This window comes from Hypericibacter terrae, from assembly GCF_008728855.1.
GTDB classification, from domain to species: Bacteria; Pseudomonadota; Alphaproteobacteria; order Dongiales; family Dongiaceae; genus Hypericibacter; species Hypericibacter terrae.
On the sequence record NZ_CP042906.1, the window covers coordinates 5510943 to 5526267 of the forward strand.

The 15325-nt window shown below is 66.2% G+C and carries 17 protein-coding genes; 9 read left to right on the forward strand and 8 right to left on the reverse strand.

Annotated features, from left to right (window positions below; all coding sequences use genetic code 11):
- Position 1: 1 nt before the first annotated feature.
- From rlmN to FRZ44_RS25230, 5 genes are all read right to left on the reverse strand, one after another.
- Positions 2–1168, reverse strand: a complete 1167-nt coding sequence (gene rlmN / locus FRZ44_RS25210; protein ID WP_151179779.1) for a 23S rRNA (adenine(2503)-C(2))-methyltransferase RlmN — start codon at positions 1166–1168, stop codon at positions 2–4.
- Positions 1169–1358: 190 nt separating this feature from the next.
- A complete protein-coding gene (locus FRZ44_RS25215; protein ID WP_151179780.1) occupies positions 1359–2549 on the reverse strand; it encodes a YVTN family beta-propeller repeat protein in 1191 nt (396 codons plus the stop codon).
- Between the two features lie 60 nt (positions 2550–2609).
- Positions 2610–3419, reverse strand: a complete 810-nt coding sequence (locus FRZ44_RS25220) for a creatininase family protein (RefSeq protein WP_151179781.1) — start codon at positions 3417–3419, stop codon at positions 2610–2612.
- 77 nt (positions 3420–3496) lie between these two features.
- The gene (locus FRZ44_RS25225) at positions 3497–4015 is read right to left on the reverse strand and encodes an invasion associated locus B family protein (RefSeq protein WP_151179782.1); all 519 of its coding nucleotides are present in this window, start codon (positions 4013–4015) and stop codon (positions 3497–3499) included.
- A gap of 255 nt (positions 4016–4270) precedes the next feature.
- The gene (locus FRZ44_RS25230) at positions 4271–4822 is read right to left on the reverse strand and encodes an RNA methyltransferase (protein WP_151179783.1); all 552 of its coding nucleotides are present in this window, start codon (positions 4820–4822) and stop codon (positions 4271–4273) included.
- Positions 4823–4896: 74 nt separating this feature from the next.
- Between FRZ44_RS25230 and FRZ44_RS25235 the strand changes: the two genes are divergently transcribed.
- The 4 genes from FRZ44_RS25235 to FRZ44_RS25250 all read left to right on the forward strand — a co-directional run bounded on the left by FRZ44_RS25235 (position 4897) and on the right by FRZ44_RS25250 (position 9008).
- Positions 4897–6078, forward strand: coding sequence for an asparaginase (locus FRZ44_RS25235; RefSeq protein ID WP_151179784.1), 1182 nt, complete (start codon positions 4897–4899; stop codon positions 6076–6078).
- A 3-nt stretch (positions 6079–6081) separates the two neighbouring features.
- A complete protein-coding gene (locus FRZ44_RS25240; protein ID WP_151179785.1) occupies positions 6082–7068 on the forward strand; it encodes an NADPH:quinone oxidoreductase family protein in 987 nt (328 codons plus the stop codon).
- Between the two features lie 19 nt (positions 7069–7087).
- Positions 7088–8332, forward strand: a complete 1245-nt coding sequence (locus tag FRZ44_RS25245; RefSeq protein WP_151179786.1) for a class I SAM-dependent methyltransferase — start codon at positions 7088–7090, stop codon at positions 8330–8332.
- Positions 8333–8438: 106 nt separating this feature from the next.
- Positions 8439–9008: a class I SAM-dependent methyltransferase gene (locus FRZ44_RS25250; protein ID WP_151179787.1), complete on the forward strand. Its 570-nt coding sequence runs from the start codon at positions 8439–8441 to the stop codon at positions 9006–9008.
- Between the two features lie 163 nt (positions 9009–9171).
- Here FRZ44_RS25250 and FRZ44_RS25255 read toward each other — a convergent pair whose 3' ends face one another.
- Together FRZ44_RS25255 and FRZ44_RS25260 are read right to left on the reverse strand one after the other, a co-directional pair.
- Positions 9172–9678, reverse strand: a complete 507-nt coding sequence (locus tag FRZ44_RS25255; protein ID WP_151179788.1) for a DinB family protein — start codon at positions 9676–9678, stop codon at positions 9172–9174.
- A gap of 17 nt (positions 9679–9695) precedes the next feature.
- Positions 9696–9968 carry a DUF1127 domain-containing protein gene (locus tag FRZ44_RS25260; protein WP_225308442.1) on the reverse strand — a complete coding sequence of 91 codons (273 nt, stop codon included), beginning with the start codon at positions 9966–9968 and terminating at the stop codon, positions 9696–9698.
- A 166-nt stretch (positions 9969–10134) separates the two neighbouring features.
- Between FRZ44_RS25260 and FRZ44_RS25265 the strand changes: the two genes are divergently transcribed.
- The 5 genes from FRZ44_RS25265 (at position 10135) to FRZ44_RS25285 (ending at position 13013) form a co-directional block, all read left to right on the forward strand.
- Positions 10135–11037, forward strand: coding sequence for a transcriptional regulator GcvA (locus tag FRZ44_RS25265; protein WP_151179789.1), 903 nt, complete (start codon positions 10135–10137; stop codon positions 11035–11037).
- A 107-nt stretch (positions 11038–11144) separates the two neighbouring features.
- Positions 11145–11483, forward strand: a complete 339-nt coding sequence (locus FRZ44_RS27650; RefSeq protein WP_407658026.1) for a nitrile hydratase — start codon at positions 11145–11147, stop codon at positions 11481–11483.
- Positions 11480–11767: an SH3-like domain-containing protein gene (locus FRZ44_RS27655; RefSeq protein WP_151179790.1), complete on the forward strand. Its 288-nt coding sequence runs from the start codon at positions 11480–11482 to the stop codon at positions 11765–11767. Before FRZ44_RS27650 ends, FRZ44_RS27655 begins: the two co-directional genes overlap by 4 nt.
- A gap of 14 nt (positions 11768–11781) precedes the next feature.
- Positions 11782–12447, forward strand: a complete 666-nt coding sequence (gene nthA, locus FRZ44_RS25280) for a nitrile hydratase subunit alpha (RefSeq protein WP_151179791.1) — start codon at positions 11782–11784, stop codon at positions 12445–12447.
- An 11-nt stretch (positions 12448–12458) separates the two neighbouring features.
- Positions 12459–13013, forward strand: coding sequence for a hypothetical protein (locus FRZ44_RS25285; RefSeq protein ID WP_151179792.1), 555 nt, complete (start codon positions 12459–12461; stop codon positions 13011–13013).
- A 39-nt stretch (positions 13014–13052) separates the two neighbouring features.
- Here FRZ44_RS25285 and FRZ44_RS25290 read toward each other — a convergent pair whose 3' ends face one another.
- Positions 13053–15023, reverse strand: coding sequence for an acetoacetate--CoA ligase (locus tag FRZ44_RS25290; protein ID WP_151179793.1), 1971 nt, complete (start codon positions 15021–15023; stop codon positions 13053–13055).
- Positions 15024–15325 lie beyond the last annotated feature (302 nt).

Below are 15325 nucleotides of genomic sequence, written 5' to 3' on the forward strand. Positions count from 1 at the left end.
GTTACTGCGGCAGCCGGGTCGCTTCGGCCGCAGCGGCGTCGGCCGCGATCTGCTGGCTCTTGCGCAGCTTCACGCTCTCGCTCTTGAGCTGGCCGCAGGCGGCCATGATGTCCTGGCCCCGCGGGGTGCGCACGGGCGAGGCATAGCCGGCATCGAACACGATCTGGCTGAAGGCCTCGATCGCGCGCCGGCTGGAACATTCGAAGGGCGCGCCCGGCCAGGGATTGAACGGGATCAGATTGACCTTGGCCGGCACGTCGGCGAGCAGCGCCACGAGCGCGCGCGCATCGGCCGGCGAATCGTTCACATCCTTCAGCATGATATATTCGAAGGTGATGCGCCGCGCGTTGGAGAGGCCCGGATAGTAGCGGCAGGCCCGCATCAGCTCGGCGATCGGATATTTCTTGTTGATCGGCACGATGCGGTCGCGCAGCTCGTCGGTGACGGCATGGAGCGAGATGGCGAGATTGACGCCGAGCTCGCGGCCGCAGGCCTCGATCATCGGCACCACGCCCGCGGTCGAGAGCGTGATGCGCCGCTTCGAGATCGAGATGCCCTCATGGTCCATCACGATCTTGAGGGCCTTCGAGACATTGTCCCAGTTATAGAGCGGCTCGCCCATGCCCATCATGACGATGTTGGACAAGAGCCGTCCGTCCGGCGGCGAGGGCCATTCGCCCAGCGCATCGCGCGCCATCATCACCTGGCCGACGATCTCGGCGGCCGAGAGATTGCGCACCAGCTTCTGCGTGCCGGTGTGGCAGAACTTGCAGGTGAGGGTGCAGCCGACCTGCGAGGAGACGCAGAGCGTGCCACGATCCTCCTCGGGAATATGGACGGTCTCGATCTCCTGGCCGTCGGCGAATCTGAGCAGCCATTTCTGCGTGCCGTCGATCGATTGCCTGGCGACCGTGATCTCGGGCCGCGCCACCACGAAATGCTGTGCCAGATTCTCGCGGAAGGATTTGGCGAGCGAGGTCATCGCGGCGAAATCGGTGACGCCGCGGTGATAGATCCAATGCCAGAGCTGGCGCGCGCGGAAGGCGGGCTCGCCCAGCGCCACGATCTCGGCCTCAAGCTCGGCGCGATCGAGACCCACGAGATTCCGGCGCCCGTCCGCGGGGGCGGCAGGCGGCGCGAAGTTCTGGGCGTGCGCGATCGTGCTCATGGGCGTCGGATCATACTCTTGGCGGCAGCGGGGCTAGGAAAGCCGGCCTGTTCTTATCACCCGGGGGCCCGGAGGGTCCATGGCGCGATGACCCGGGACCCGCGTTCCATGGCCGCAGCCCAGGCCGCCGGCTCCGCCTGAAAAGTGAGATCGGTCAGCGGGTTATTCAAGTCCCCGACCGACCCGGGGCTCAGCGCATATTGCCGGTATGGCCCAGGGAGTAGCGGCCGGGCTGCGGCCAGACCGTCAGCCCGTGGGGCTCACGCCCAACCTTGATCTGGGTGATGGCGCCCGTCGCGGTGTCGATGTCGTAGACGACGTCGTCGAACCGGCCCGACAGCCAGAGATGCGAGCCGTCGGCCGAGACATTGCCCATGTCGGGGCTGCCGCCGCCGGGGATCGGCCAGTTGGCGACGACCTTCCGGGTCGCGAAATCGATCACGCTGATGCTGCCCTCGCCATGCGGCTTGGCGAAGACCATGCCGCTGCCGCGATTGGAGACATAGAGCCGGGTGCCGTCGCGGCTCGGATAGAGTCCATGGGCGCCGGGGCCGGTCGGGATGAAGGTCACGAATCTGAAGCTCGCGCCGTCGATGACATAGACGCCCCCGACATGCATGTCGGCGACGTAGAAGACGTCGCCGTCCGGCGAGATGCGGATGTCCTGCGGCATGCCATGCTTCGCCAGCGGCAGCGGCAGATAGCCCAGCACCTTGCGGTTCACCATGTCGATCTTCGCCAGCGTGCCGTCGAACTCGCAGGTGAAGATCGCGTAGCGCCCGTCGATCGAGAAATCGGCATGGTTGATGCCGTTGCAGTCGGGCGTCTCCAGCGACATCTGCAGCGCCATCGTATGCGGATCGCGGAAGTCGAGCCGCTTATGCATCTCGGCCACGACGATCGCGGAGCTGCCGTCGGGCGTGAAATAGAGGTTGTAGGGATCCTCGACCGGAATCTCGGGACCCGGCTTGCCGGTCCGGGGATCAATCGGCGTGACGCTGCCATCGACGCCCTTGCGCAGCTCATGGCCGTTATTGACGACCCACAGCGTCTTCAGGTCCCAGGAGGGAACGATATGCTGCGGGCTGATTCCGACCTTGAAGCTGTCGATCACCTTGCGCGTCGCCGGATCGATCACGTCGACGCTGTTGGAGCGCCGGTTGGGAACATAAACCCGCGACAGCGCGCCGGCCGTGGCGGGACTGAGGAGGTTGGCGCCTGCCTCGCTGTAGAGATTGTCGGGGTCGACCACCGGCGGCATGCCGGCGACGGTCTCGACTTCGGGCCGAGCCCTCGCCGGTCCGGCGGCGAAACTCGCCAGAACAGCCAGGCCAAGCAGGATCAGAGCGGTGCGACCGACGGAATGTTGCGGATTATTCATCTTCGACAAGAACGTTGCACCACAGCGTCGATTCGCCGGGGCCAGTGATAGCGCCGGACGCTAGCGTTCTTGCACCGCGTTGGCGATGTCCTTCACCGTGCGTGCGACAATCAGATCCACGCCGATCTGGCCAAGCTCGGCGCTCGATCGCCGCGGATCGCCATAAACCCCGTCGGCGCGTCCGAATTTTGTCCCAGCCTGGAGCTGGTCGAGGCGGACCAGGCTCGGATCCAAAGCCAGGGTGAGCGAGGTATCGGCGAGCCCGGCATGGGTTCCGATCTCCTCCGCGCTGTAGCCGCGGGCCTCGAGAGCCTTCACATAGTCCGTCTGCGTGATGTCGTAATATTCGATGAGCGCATGCACGCGCACCGGCGTCTTGACCCATTCGCGATTGAGGCGATCGGCCACGACCGTCTCATCCTTCTGATAGCCGCCATGATCGCCGACGAAAACGATGTCCCGGAAGCCATGCAGCTTGAAGCTGCGGGCCGCATATTCGAGCGTCGTCTCGAACACATCGTCGGGCACCGTGATGGTACCGGGAAAGCGCATATGCGCGCTCGGCGGATCGATCGTCCCTTCCGGCACATAGGCGATGACGGGGGCCACCAACGCATTGCCGAGCTGCCGCGCGATCTTCTCCGAGAGCAACGCCGCCCGATGATTATGCTTGCCGAGCGCCATCGCCGGACCGCTCTGCTCGGTCCCGCCGATCGGCACGATGATCGTGGTCTTCCCGGCCGCGATCTGATCGCGCAGCTCGGTCCAGGTGAGATCCTCGAGGGAAACGCTGTCGGGCGTCTGCGCGCGCGCCGCGGATGCGATTGCGAGAAAGAGGAGGCCGATCAGCCAGGCCCATCTGCAGCGCATGATCTCTGGCCGTTTCCCTCGGCCGACGCTGGATTTCGTCGGCGTTGTCGCCGGGCCTCGAAGAACCCGGCGCGCCGTCAGCCGCCGACGTCGCAGGCTTTGTTGATGGCCTGGAGCGCCTTGCCGAACCCGGTCAGCGAATAGGTATCGACCGTCTTCGTGCCGCGCGAGGATTCGCCACTGATCGCCAGCGTCGTGCCCTTGACCATCGCATCGACGATCTTGGCATCGTCGCCGTCGCGGGCCCAGGCGGTGTCATCCTTGGTGAAAAGATCGAAGCCGGTACCATCGATATCGACTTTGACCTGTCCATCGGGCTTGTAGTCGTAACCGGCGGTGAAGCTCACCACGCCGGTCGACTTCTGCGCCGGGCGATGCGTAATCAAGAGATAGACCTCGCCGCGGCGGGTGTAATTCCCCTCCTTGCGGGTCGGCTGGCTCATCACATAGCAGGCGGTATGCCCGTCTTCCTGGAAAGTCATCGCGGTCCAGGAGCCGAACTTGCCGATTTGCTTGGGCTCTTGGGCCAAGGCCGGTTGCGCGGAAACCGCAGCAACAAGGCCGCAAGCAAACAGGAACGACACGAGGCGTTTCATACCGATCACCTACCTAGCTTCGCGCTGCCCGCCGGGAGGGGCTGCCTAAAATTTGCCTTAAATGACAACAGGTTGTAGTCTTTCCGTGATCGCCCATTTAGGGCAATTCGCGGAAAGCTGCAAGAGCAGGCGGAGCAAATTAACCATATTTCGGCGGAAAACACCCGGTCGTTCGCGCATTTCCTGCGAACCCACCCAGAAGGCCTTGAGTCTGGTTAATTTATGCTTAACAGCGCCCCTTTTGGAGCGGGTCCGTTAGGGCTTCGGCAAGCGTGTTCGCTGCTTCTGTTTCCAGATCGGCTCGCCATGGCGATGAGGCGCCGGCGCTTCCGTCGGACCGCCGGCGCGCACCGGCCGCTCGGCGAAGCGTCCCAGCGAGATCATCCGGTCATACATCACGAGCGCGCCGGCCAAGGCGACATTGATGCAGAACCGCGTCGGAATCTTCACGACATGGTCGCAGCGCGCGAGCAGGGCCGGCGAGAGATCGTCGCGCTCGGCCCCCATCACATAGGCGGCGCGCGTCGGGTGGCGAAAGCTCGGCAGCTCGACCGCGTCCTCGATGAATTCCAGCCCGACCAGCTGGCAACCCTTCGGCAGCTGGAAGGCCGCGAGGTCGGGATAATCGTGGAACGGCAGGCTCTGCAAGGCATCCGACGTATCGGCCAGGCGGGCCTCGCGCGTGTCGAACGTCGCGCCGATGGCGAAGCAGAAGCTGGCGCCGAACGCATGGGCCGTGCGCATCAGGCTGCCGAGATTCATCGGCTTGCTGACGCCTTCGATGCCGATGCCGAAATAACCGCGCATGGCGGCGAAGGTTGCATGGGGCCTGCGGCCAAGGCAAGGTGGCGCCCTCGGATCAATGGAAACGGTTTCGGGCGATGGCACGCAGAGCGGCCCGCAAGACCGCCGGTCGCAACGCGAACGCGAAACGGGCGGCCGGCGGCAAGAGCCGGGTAAAGGTCAAGGCCAAGGCGAAGACCAAAATCAAGGCGGTGGCGAAACCGGCGGCGGCGCCGCGCGCCTCCCAGGCACCGTCCGCCGATCGGAAACCACCCGCCAATCCGGTGCTGATCGAGGTCACGCGCGGCGAGATGGTCGAGAGCCGCCATCGTCTCGCGGTCGCCGTGGTCGATGCCGGCGGCAAGCTGGTCGAGAGCTGGGGCGACATCGAGCGCCCGATCTATGGCCGCTCCGCGATCAAGCCGTTCCAGGCCCTGCCGCTGCTCGAGACGGGAGCGGCCGACGCATTCGAGCTGGGCGAGCCGGAGATCGCGCTCGCCTGCTCGTCGCATAACGGCGAACCGCAACATACCGATCGGGTCCATGACTGGCTGGCGCGCGTCGGCTGCGAGATCGCCGATCTCGAATGCGGCGCACATCTGCCCTATCACGAACCGACCATGCTCCAGCTCGTCGCCAATGGCGGCGACATCACCGCGATCTACAACAACTGCTCGGGCAAACATACGGGCTTCCTCACCACCGCGCGCCACGAGGGCGAGCCGACCAAGGGCTATATCCGCTACGAGCATCCGGTGCAGCAGCGCGTGACCCGGGCGATGTCGGAGATGACCGGCGTCGATCTCACGCGCAGTCCCCGCGGCATCGATGGCTGCGGCATCCCCGTCCTCGGCATGCCGCTGCGCGCCATGGCCCATGGGCTCGCCAGGATGGCCGATCCGCGCAAGCTCTCGGCCGACCGCGCCAATGCCTGCAAGCGCATCGTCGCGGCGATCATGGCCTGGCCGATGCTGCTCGGCGGTACCGGGCGCTTCGGCTCGAGCACGATGGCGACCTTCAAGAACCGCTTCGTGCTCAAGGGCGGAGCCGAGGGCGTCTATGCCGCGATCCTCCCCAGCCTCGGCCTCGGCGTGGCGATCAAGGCCGATGACGGCGCCGGCCGCGCGGCCGAGGCGGCGATGGCGCAGACCCTGCGGCGCCTCAAGCTGGTGTCGGCGGCCGAAGCCAAGCAGTTCGCCGACCTGTTGATGCCGCCGGTGCTCAATCGCGCCCATCTCGAGGTGGGCCGGATCCGCTCCACCGGCGAAGGGCGTTTCTGAACGATGCGTGTCATCGAGGCACGGGCCTGGGGCGGTCTCGATCAACTGGCGCTCGCCGAGCGGCCGGATCTGCCAGCCCCGGACAACGATCAGGTAGCGATCGAGGTCGCCGCCTGCGGACTCAATTTCGCCGACTCGCTCATCATCGCCGGCAAATATCAGGAGCGGCCGCTGCCGCCCTTCGTGCCGGGATTCGAGGTGGCCGGCCGCGTCAAGGCGGTCGGCGCCCATGTGCGCCGCGTGAAGGCGGGCGATCGGGTCATGGCCGTGGTCGATCATGGCGGCTTCGCCGAGCAGGCCGTGGCGCGCGAGATCGACTGCTTCCCGATTCCGCCCGAGATGGATTTCGTCACGGCCGCGGGCTTCGCCATCGCCTATGGCACCTCGCATGGCGCGCTCGAATGGCGCGCCCATATCAAGCCCGGCGAGACCCTGCTGGTGCTGGGCGCCTCGGGCGGCGTCGGGCTGACCGGGGTCGAGATCGGCAAGGCGATGGGGGCAAGCGTGATCGCCTGCGCCGGCGGGCCGGAGAAGCTCGCCATCGCCAAGGCCCATGGCGCCGATCATCTGATCGATTATCGCGCCGAGACCCTGCGCCAGCGCATCAAGGAGATCTGCGAGGGCGGCGGCGTCGATGTGGTCTATGACCCGGTCGGCGGCGAGCTGTTCGACCAGGCGCTCAAATGCACCAACTGGGGCGGGCGCCTCCTGATCGTGGGCTTCGCCGGCGGCGGCGTGCCGCAGATCCCGGCCAATTATCTGCTGGTGAAGAATCTGGCGGCGATGGGCATCTATTGGGGCTCCTATCGCCGCAAGCAGCCGCAACTGGTGGAGGCTTCGTTCCGCCAGCTCTTCGCCTGGCACCGCGAGGGCAAGCTCAAGCCGCTCATCTCCCATCGCTTCGATCTGGCGGAGGCGGCGACGGCGCTCGAGCTGCTGACCTCGCGGCGCGCTACGGGCAAGGTGGTCCTGACCACCGGCCGCGGCTGATCCTCGACCCGCACCGCCCATGACCGACGATCGCGTGCGCGAGCAATATGAAGCCTATCCCTACCCGCCGCGCGATCCGCGCGACGAGACGAAACGGCTGATCGAAGGCTCGCCCAGCCATCGTCTCGAGATCGATCACTATCTCTTCGCCGGCCAGCGCGACTGGCAGCTTCCCTTCCGGGCACTGGTGGCGGGCGGCGGCACCGGCGACGGACTCGTGATGCTGGCGCAGCAACTGGCCGACATCGGTTGTCCCGCCGAGATCCACTATCTCGATCTGAGCCATGCCTCGCGCAACATCGCCGAGGCCCGCATCCGCACGCGCGAGCTTCGCAGCGTGACGTTCCATGCGGCGGCGATCGAGGATCTGCCGCGACTGGGGCTGGGCGAATTCGACTACATCGATTGCTGCGGCGTGCTGCATCATCTGGCCGATCCGCTGGCCGGTCTGCGCATCCTTCGCGAGGCGCTGTCGCCGGAGGGCGGCATCGGCCTCATGGTCTATGGCGAGCTGGGACGCTCGGGCGTCTATCCGATGCAGGATCTCCTGCGGATGCTGGGCGAGAACGATCCCGCCGAGAAGCGCATCGAGACCGCCAAGCGCCTGCTGCGGCAATTGCCCGCGACCAACCTGTTCGCGCGCAATCCCGTGCTCGGCGATCACCTGCAGGCGGGCGATGCCGGCATCCACGATCTGCTGCTGCATGCGCGCGACCGCGCCTATCGCGTGGGCGAGCTGGTGGCGCTGATCGATGCCGCCGGCCTGGCGCCGACCGCGCTGATCGAGCCCTGGCGCTACGATCCCGCCAGCTATCTCGCCGATCCGAAGCTGCTGACCCCCTTGAACGCGCTCGACCGTTGGCAACGCGCGGCCGCGGCCGAGCTGCTCGCCGGCAATCTCAAGACCCATATCGCCTATGCCGTGCCGAAGGGACGCGCGACCCTGGCCGTCGCCGATGCCGAGGACCCGGCCGCGGTGCCGGTCCTCAAGGACGGCAACGGCGTCGAGCTGGCGCGGGGGTTGCGGCCGGGCGGGAAGCTCACCGTCAAGGCCGACGGCTATGAGGCCCGCTTCCCGACCTCGACCGGAACGGGTCCGATCCTGGCACTGATCGACGGGCAGCGCTCCATCGCCCTGATCGGCGCCCTCCTGGCGGAGCAGGATCCCAAGCGCTGGACACCGGTCCATTTCGCCGCCGAGTTCGCCGCCACCTACAGGCTTTTCAATGCGTTGAACCGCTTGTTCCTGACCCGCGCCCGGTGAGGGTCCAGGATACCGGCCCACCCTGGTGCGCCCGCCCGATCATCGCCATGTAACAGACTTGTCGCTGAAACTTGCCATTCTGCCGCCGCTTCCGCGATTGGACCTCATGTCGTCACATCATCTGACCTGGCTCAAAATCTGGATTCGCAACCCGATGAAGCTGGGTGCCATCGTGCCCTCGAGCCGCGAGCTGGCCCTGGCGATGGCGCGGCTGGTGCCGACCGATCGCAAGGGCCCGGTGGTCGAGCTGGGCGGCGGCACCGGCGTCATCACCCGCGGCCTGATCGAAACCGGCATCGCGCCCGAGGACCTGATCGTGATCGAGCGCGATCCGACCCTGCATGCGCTGTTGCATAAACAGTTCCCGACCGCGCGCATCATCCTGGGCGATGCCACCGAGCTGTCGCGGCTGCTGGCGCCGATGCATCTGCCGCCGGTGCGCGCGGTGGTGTCGGGCCTGCCGCTGCTCTCGATGAGCAAGCCGGTGCAGCAGAAGATCGTCGAGGAGGCGATCAAGGTGGTCGGCAAGGAGGGGCCGATCATCCAATTCACCTACGGCCCCTTCTCGCCGATCGCGCGCCGCCGCTTCGGCCTGGTCGGCCGCGTCGCGGAACGCGTCTTCGCGAACCTGCCGCCGGCGAGCGTGTGGGAATATCGGCGGGGCGGCGCGGTTTAGGGCCGGCTTGAGCGCTTCGCCCGCCTTCTAAGGGCCCCCGCGCGCCTTCATCGTCACCTCGCTCCGTCGTCATCCCCGCGAAAGCGGGGATGACGGGGGGAGTGGGGGCGAAAGTCGGGAGTGACGGAAGATTTAAGCGATTGCCGCGCCACCGCGGCGCCCGTCAGCTCGCCAGTTCTTCCCGCAGGAAGACGATCATGTCCAGCGAGGGCGGCTTCACATCCGTGCTCGAGAGCATGGCGTGGGCCTGTCCCCGATGATGGGTCTGGTGATTGAAGAAATGCGCCAGGCTCCAGCGCAGCGGGGTCACCTGGAACTCGCCGGCCATGTTGCGATAGGCCAGATCGCCCTCGAGGCGCTCGGAATCCAGTCCCGATGTGTAGGTGACAATCCGTTCGTCCTCGGCCTCGCGCGCCGCCTTCAACGCGGAAAATTCCGGATAGGGCACCTCGTCGAGGCGGCGATGGGGCAACTCGACCTGCTCGAAGCGGGACAGCCAGACCCGGTCGCCGACCAGGATGTGGTTCAGCGTTTTCTGCAACGACGGGAAAAATCCTGCGCGGGGGGCCGCCCATTCGGCGGGCGAGAGATCGGCGCAGGCCAAATAAAGCCGCCGGTTGGCCCATCCGTTATAGCGGGCCAGCCGGCGGAAGTAGGGAAGGTCTGCCACGACGGGGTGACCTTCCCTCAGGGACGCCAGAAGGGCTTCGCGGCCTCGTTCTCCACATCGGCCCGCGCGAGCCCGATATCGCGCAACATGCGGTCGTCCAGGGTCATGAGGTGGGAGCGCTCATGGGCCCGGTACTGCCAGGACAGGAGCGAGTCGGTCACCCGGACCAGCCATTCGCCGACCCGATGGATAGTGGTCCGATCCAGGTCGGCGGCTTTCAGGGAAAGGGAACGGTCCTGATTCCGACTGGCCTCGGTCCCTAACCGGCAATCCAGAGATTCGGTCATCATTTCTTCATTCCTTTCACAGAGGGCCAGGGTTCGTGACGAGGTCGTCAAAACCGCTTCCGCCCTTGTTTCATGGGCTGGAACATGAAGCTTGCAGGGGTCATCGGCAAACGATAGTTTCTCATAGGTTCTGTTAGCTCACCTCACATGTAGCGGGACATTCGGGGCCATGGTCGAGCGGCTGCCACCGTTGAAATCGATCCAATATTTCGCCTCCGCCGCCCGGCTTCTCTCCTTCAGCCGGGCGGCCGACGAACTCCATGTCACCCACAGCGCCGTCAGCCATCAGATCAAGGCGCTGGAGGAGTGGCTGGGGGTGCGCCTGTTCCGGCGCGCCAACCGCCAGGTGATCCTGACCGACGCGGGCCAGGCCTATCTGAAGCCGGTGATGGAGGCCTTCGACCGGCTGGGCGAGGCCTCGCGCCAGTTGAAGCGGCGCGAGAGCGCGGGGCCCTTGACGGTCAGCACGCTGCCTTCCTTCGCGGCGAAATGGCTGGTGCCGCGCCTGCGCACCTTCCGCCAGGAATATCCCGACATCGATGTCCGCATCACCGCGAGCGAGAAGCTGGTCGATTTCGCGCGCGACGATATCGATCTCGCGATCCGCTACGGGCGCGGCAACTGGCCCGATCTTCTGGTCGACAAGCTGATGCGCCATGACTGGTTCCCGGTCTGCAGCCCGGCGCTCCTGACCGGAACGCCGCCGCTGCAGAAGCCCGAGGACCTCGCGAACCACACGCTCCTGATCGACTATGACTGGCGCGAGGATGCCTGGGCCGCCTGGCTCACGGCCGCGGGCGTGGGACAGATCCGTCCCAATCGCACGCTCGCCTTCAACTATTCGAACCTGATGATCCAGGCGGCGATCGACGGGCTGGGCGTGGCGCTCTCGCCGGGGGCCCTGGTCAGCGACGATCTCGCCGCCGGCCGCCTGATCCGGCCCTTCAAGACCAGCCTCTCGACCGATTACGGCTACTACCTCGTGGCGCCGGCGGGCGCCTTCGAGCGGCCCAAGCTCGCGGCCTTCCGCGACTGGATCCGGCGCGAGGCCGCCGCGGCCGCCGGCGGCTGAGCCGCGCGCGCGACCGGGATCGCACAAACGGTTTGCGTGCGGCCGCCGCCGGGATTGTAATCTCGTTGGCATAGGTTTCTCCGCCAGCCCTTCATGAGGCACCGATCATGGCGACTGTTCCCAGCGACGACGTCCCGGAGCTTGCGCGCGGGATCCACGATATGGGCGGACTTCCCGGCGGTGCCGTCGATCGCCATGAGCATGCGGTCACGCTGTGGGAGAAGCGGGTCGATGCGCTCCTGGTGCTCTTGACGCGCAAAGGCGTCTTCAGCGTCGACGAGCTGCGGAACGCGATCGAGCGGCTGGGTGCGGAGGCTTACACCTCCCTGTCCTATTACGAGCGCTGGACCGCCTCGATCGCCTGGAACCTGATGCAGCGCGGCGTCATCCAGGCCGACGAGCTCGGCAAGCGCATGGCCGAGATCGAAGCGGAAGGCCGGCAATGACGGCGTCACGCTTCCGCGCGGGCGACCCGGTGCGCGTGCGCCGCGCCTTTCCGCCTGGCCACATCCGGACGCCGATCTATATCCGTGGAGCCAGCGGCGTGATCGAGCGCGATTGCGGCGATTGCATCAATGCCGAGGAGCGCGCCTTCGGGCGCCCGGGGCTGCCCGGGCTGCCGCTCTATCGCGTGCGCTTCCGGCAGCATGAGATCTGGCCGGACTATGCGGGCCCCGCCGGCGACAGCATCGAGATCGAACTCTATGCCAACTGGCTCGAGCCGGCCTGACGAGAGGTGAGGGAATGACCCAGAGCCATCCGCATGATCACGACCATGATCATCACGACGGCGAAGGCGGCGCGCCGCATCGCCACCCGACGCAAAGCGACGATCCGCCGCCCACCGGCTATTACCAGGTGATGGCGGTGGCACTCCGCGAGTTGCTGGTCGAGAAGGGCGTGCTCGGCGCCGACGAGATCCGCGCCCAGATCGAGCGCATGGATATGCGGGGACCCCATCTGGGCGCGCGCGTGGTGGCCAAGGCCTGGACCGATCCCGCCTACAAGGCGCGCCTCCTGGCGGACGGCCCCAAGGCCTGCGCTGAGCTCGGCATCGAGCTCGACGGGATGCGCCTCACGGTCGTGGAGGACAAGCCTACCCTCCACAACGTGATCGTCTGCACCCTCTGCTCCTGCTATCCGCGCGCGCTTCTGGGCCTGCCACCCGCCTGGTACAAGAACGCCGATTACCGCAAGCGCGCCGTGCGCGAGCCGCGCGCTGTGCTCAAAGAATTCGGCACCGAGCTGCCGGCTTCCATGGAAGTGCGAGTCCATGATTCGACGGCGGAGCTGCGCTACATCGTGCTGCCGCTGAGGCCCGCCGGCACCGAAGGTTGGAGCGAGGAGACGCTCACAGGCCTCGTCACGCGCGACGCGATGATCGGGGTCACGCTGCCGAAGACAGTCTGACGAGGCACCTTATGGGCTTGCGGTCGTGGTTCGGGCTGGGAGGAAGGTCACGCAGGCAAGCCAGCAACCCGCTGCTCAAGCAATTCGGTGATTTGTCAGCGTCGGACTTCGAATTGCATCCCATTTGGGTAAGTTGCCACGGCACCGATCAAGATGAGCCCTGGCATGACGACACCGATGAAGAGACCTTCAGGCCTTGGACAGGCCAAGTGCCGGTTGATCCGGCAGATGGAATATTTCTCGTGCGGTCCCGGTTCCGGATTGCGAGCGGACAGGAATATGCGGGTTTCGTTACCCCGGCCGTGCCGCAAGAAGGTAGTAACCTTGGCACCATGCAACCTCACATGGCGGTTGCTGGACGCTTCTTTTCATTTTGGCATGGAATATTGAAGATCGCTGCAGAAACCAAATCCGCGTTCTACGTCGCGTTGCGAAAGAAGCCCAGCGAGGTCTTTCCAATCCGCTTCGAAGCAGAACCTAACCTCACGATCGGTGTCGCATCAGGTCAGATTGTCGGCTTCTATCGCAGGCCGGCTCCCGGCGCTGCGCCAGAAATGGAACAATAACGGCGGGGCACTGCCCGCAACGTCCCTGTTGGGCGTTCTCTACTCCCGCAGCTCCGCCCGGTCCTTGTAAAGCTCCAGCGCCTCCGGGTTCGCCAGCGCTTCCTTGTTCTTGATGGCGCGGCCATGGACCATGTCGCGGACGGCGAGCTCGGTGATCTTGCCGCTCTTGGTGCGCGGGATGTCGGTGACCTGGAGGATGCGCGCCGGGACATGGCGCGGCGTGGTGTTGGCGCGGATCTGGCGCTTGATCTTGTCGGTCAGCGCCGCATCGAGCGTGAGGCCTTCCTTGAGCCGCACGAACAGCACGACCCGCACGTCGCCTTCCCAATCCTGGCCGATGACGATGCTCTCGATCACCTCGGGCAGCTGCTCGACCTGGCGATAGATCTCGGCGGTGCCGATGCGCACGCCGCCGGGATTAAGCACGGCGTCGGAGCGGCCATAGATGATCATGCCGCCATGGCGCGTGATCTCGGCATAGTCGCCATGGCACCAGATGTTGTCGAAGCGCTCGAAATAGGCCTTCCGGTATTTGGCCCCGTCGGCATCGTTCCAGAACCCGACCGGCATCGAGGGGAAAGCCTTGGTGCAGACCAGCTCGCCCTTCTCGGCGACGACGGGCTTGCCTTCGTCGTTCCAGACCTCGACGCCCATGCCCAAGCCCCGCGCCTGGATCTCGCCGCGCCAGACGGATCCGGTCGGGTTGCCCAGCACGAAGCAGGAGACGATGTCGGTGCCGCCCGAGATCGAGGACAGGCAGACGTCCCTCTTGATGTGCGAGTAGACATAGTCGAAGCCCTCGGGCAGCAGCGGCGAGCCGGTGGAGGCGATGGTCTTGAGCGCCTTCAGGTCATGCGTCTCGATCGGTTTCAGCCCCGCTTTGTTGCAGGCATCGATGAATTTGGCCGAGGTGCCGAAGAAATCGCAGCGCTCGGCGGCGGCGAAATCGAACAGGATGTTGCCGGTCGGATGGAAGGGCGAGCCGTCATAGAGCAGCAGGGTGGCGCCAGAGGCCAGGCCCGTGACGAGCCAGTTCCACATCATCCAGCCGCAGGTGGTGAAATAGAACATGCGCGTGCCTTCGCGTATGTCGCTATGGAGGCGATGCTCCTTGAGATGCTGGATCAGCGTGCCGCCGGCGCCATGGACGATGCATTTCGGCACGCCGGTCGTGCCTGAGGAATACATGATGAAGAGCGGGTGGTCGAAGGGCAGCCGCTCGAAGCGGATGGTCTCGGCCTTATGCGGCGCCACGAAGTCCGCGAGCGTGACGGCCTTGGCCGGCATCGTGCCGCCGCCGGCATAGGGGAACACCACGACGCGCTCGACCGAGGGCAGCCGCGGCAGGAACTCGGCCACCCGCGCCAGGCAGTCGAACGCCTTGCCGCCGTAGAAATAGCCGTCGGCGGCGAAGAGCAGCTTGGGCTCGATCTGGCCGAACCGGTCGATCACGCCTTGCGCCCCGAAATCGGGCGAGCAGGAGGACCAGATCGCGCCGATCGAGGCGGTGGCCAGCGTGGCCGCGATGGTCTCGGGCATGTTGGGTACGAAGCCCGCGACCCGGTCGCCCGGCTTGATGCCCATGGCGCGCATGGCGGCCGCCAGCCGCGACACCAGATCGTAGAGCTCGCGCCGGCTCATCCGCCGCTTGACGCGATCCTCGCCCCAGAACACCAGCGCGTCGCCCTCGTCGCGCTGGCGCAGCAGGTTCTCGGCATAGTTCACCTTGGCCTCGGGGAAGAACTTGGCGCCTGGCATGCGGTCGCCATCCTTCAGCGCCGTCTTGCCCGGACCGTCGCCGACGATCCCCGTCTCCTCCCAGACCGAGAGCCAGAACTGGTCGCGATGGGCCACCGACCAGCGCCAGAGCGCGTCGAAATCGGGCAGCTCCACCTTCCAGCGCGCCTCGACCCGGGTCCGGAACCCCGTCAGGTTGGCCGCGGCCAGCCGTTCCGCGCTGGGGCGCCAGATCGGGCGGTCGGCATCGGGAGTCGGGGTCGAGGAGGTCATGGGCGGGTGCTTTTCGCGGGAAATGAAGTCTGGAGAGCCCAGGTCGAGGCGGGGCCGGGGATTCTTCGCCCGCAAGGCCGCCCAAGGCAAGCGCGCTGGCGGCATCATAGTGATGAGATCGCGACATGAGCGCTGCGGAACGGAGCTCCACTTATCCCCTCCCCCAACTTTGGGGGAGGGCAGGGAGGGGGATGACTCGGTTCGCGATCTCGTCGGGGTGCGAAGGGGCCGACACCGAGCAGCCCCCTCCCCCACTCTCCCCCAAAAGTTGGGGGAGGGAACAAAGCGGCGTGGCGAGCGTC

Coding starts and splice junctions, on each gene's coding strand:
- rlmN (WP_151179779.1), bottom strand. CDS start 1,168: ATGAGCACGATCGCGCACGCCCAGAACTTCGCGCCGCCTGCCGCCCCC.
- FRZ44_RS25215 (WP_151179780.1), bottom strand. CDS start 2,549: ATGAATAATCCGCAACATTCCGTCGGTCGCACCGCTCTGATCCTGCTT.
- FRZ44_RS25220 (WP_151179781.1), bottom strand. CDS start 3,419: ATGCGCTGCAGATGGGCCTGGCTGATCGGCCTCCTCTTTCTCGCAATC.
- FRZ44_RS25225 (WP_151179782.1), bottom strand. CDS start 4,015: ATGAAACGCCTCGTGTCGTTCCTGTTTGCTTGCGGCCTTGTTGCTGCG.
- FRZ44_RS25230 (WP_151179783.1), bottom strand. CDS start 4,822: ATGCGCGGTTATTTCGGCATCGGCATCGAAGGCGTCAGCAAGCCGATG.
- FRZ44_RS25235 (WP_151179784.1), top strand. CDS start 4,897: ATGGCACGCAGAGCGGCCCGCAAGACCGCCGGTCGCAACGCGAACGCG.
- FRZ44_RS25240 (WP_151179785.1), top strand. CDS start 6,082: ATGCGTGTCATCGAGGCACGGGCCTGGGGCGGTCTCGATCAACTGGCG.
- FRZ44_RS25245 (WP_151179786.1), top strand. CDS start 7,088: ATGACCGACGATCGCGTGCGCGAGCAATATGAAGCCTATCCCTACCCG.
- FRZ44_RS25250 (WP_151179787.1), top strand. CDS start 8,439: ATGTCGTCACATCATCTGACCTGGCTCAAAATCTGGATTCGCAACCCG.
- FRZ44_RS25260 (WP_225308442.1), bottom strand. CDS start 9,968: ATGATGACCGAATCTCTGGATTGCCGGTTAGGGACCGAGGCCAGTCGG.
- FRZ44_RS25265 (WP_151179789.1), top strand. CDS start 10,135: ATGGTCGAGCGGCTGCCACCGTTGAAATCGATCCAATATTTCGCCTCC.
- FRZ44_RS27650 (WP_407658026.1), top strand. CDS start 11,145: ATGGCGACTGTTCCCAGCGACGACGTCCCGGAGCTTGCGCGCGGGATC.
- FRZ44_RS27655 (WP_151179790.1), top strand. CDS start 11,480: ATGACGGCGTCACGCTTCCGCGCGGGCGACCCGGTGCGCGTGCGCCGC.
- nthA (WP_151179791.1), top strand. CDS start 11,782: ATGACCCAGAGCCATCCGCATGATCACGACCATGATCATCACGACGGC.
- FRZ44_RS25285 (WP_151179792.1), top strand. CDS start 12,459: ATGGGCTTGCGGTCGTGGTTCGGGCTGGGAGGAAGGTCACGCAGGCAA.
- FRZ44_RS25290 (WP_151179793.1), bottom strand. CDS start 15,023: ATGACCTCCTCGACCCCGACTCCCGATGCCGACCGCCCGATCTGGCGC.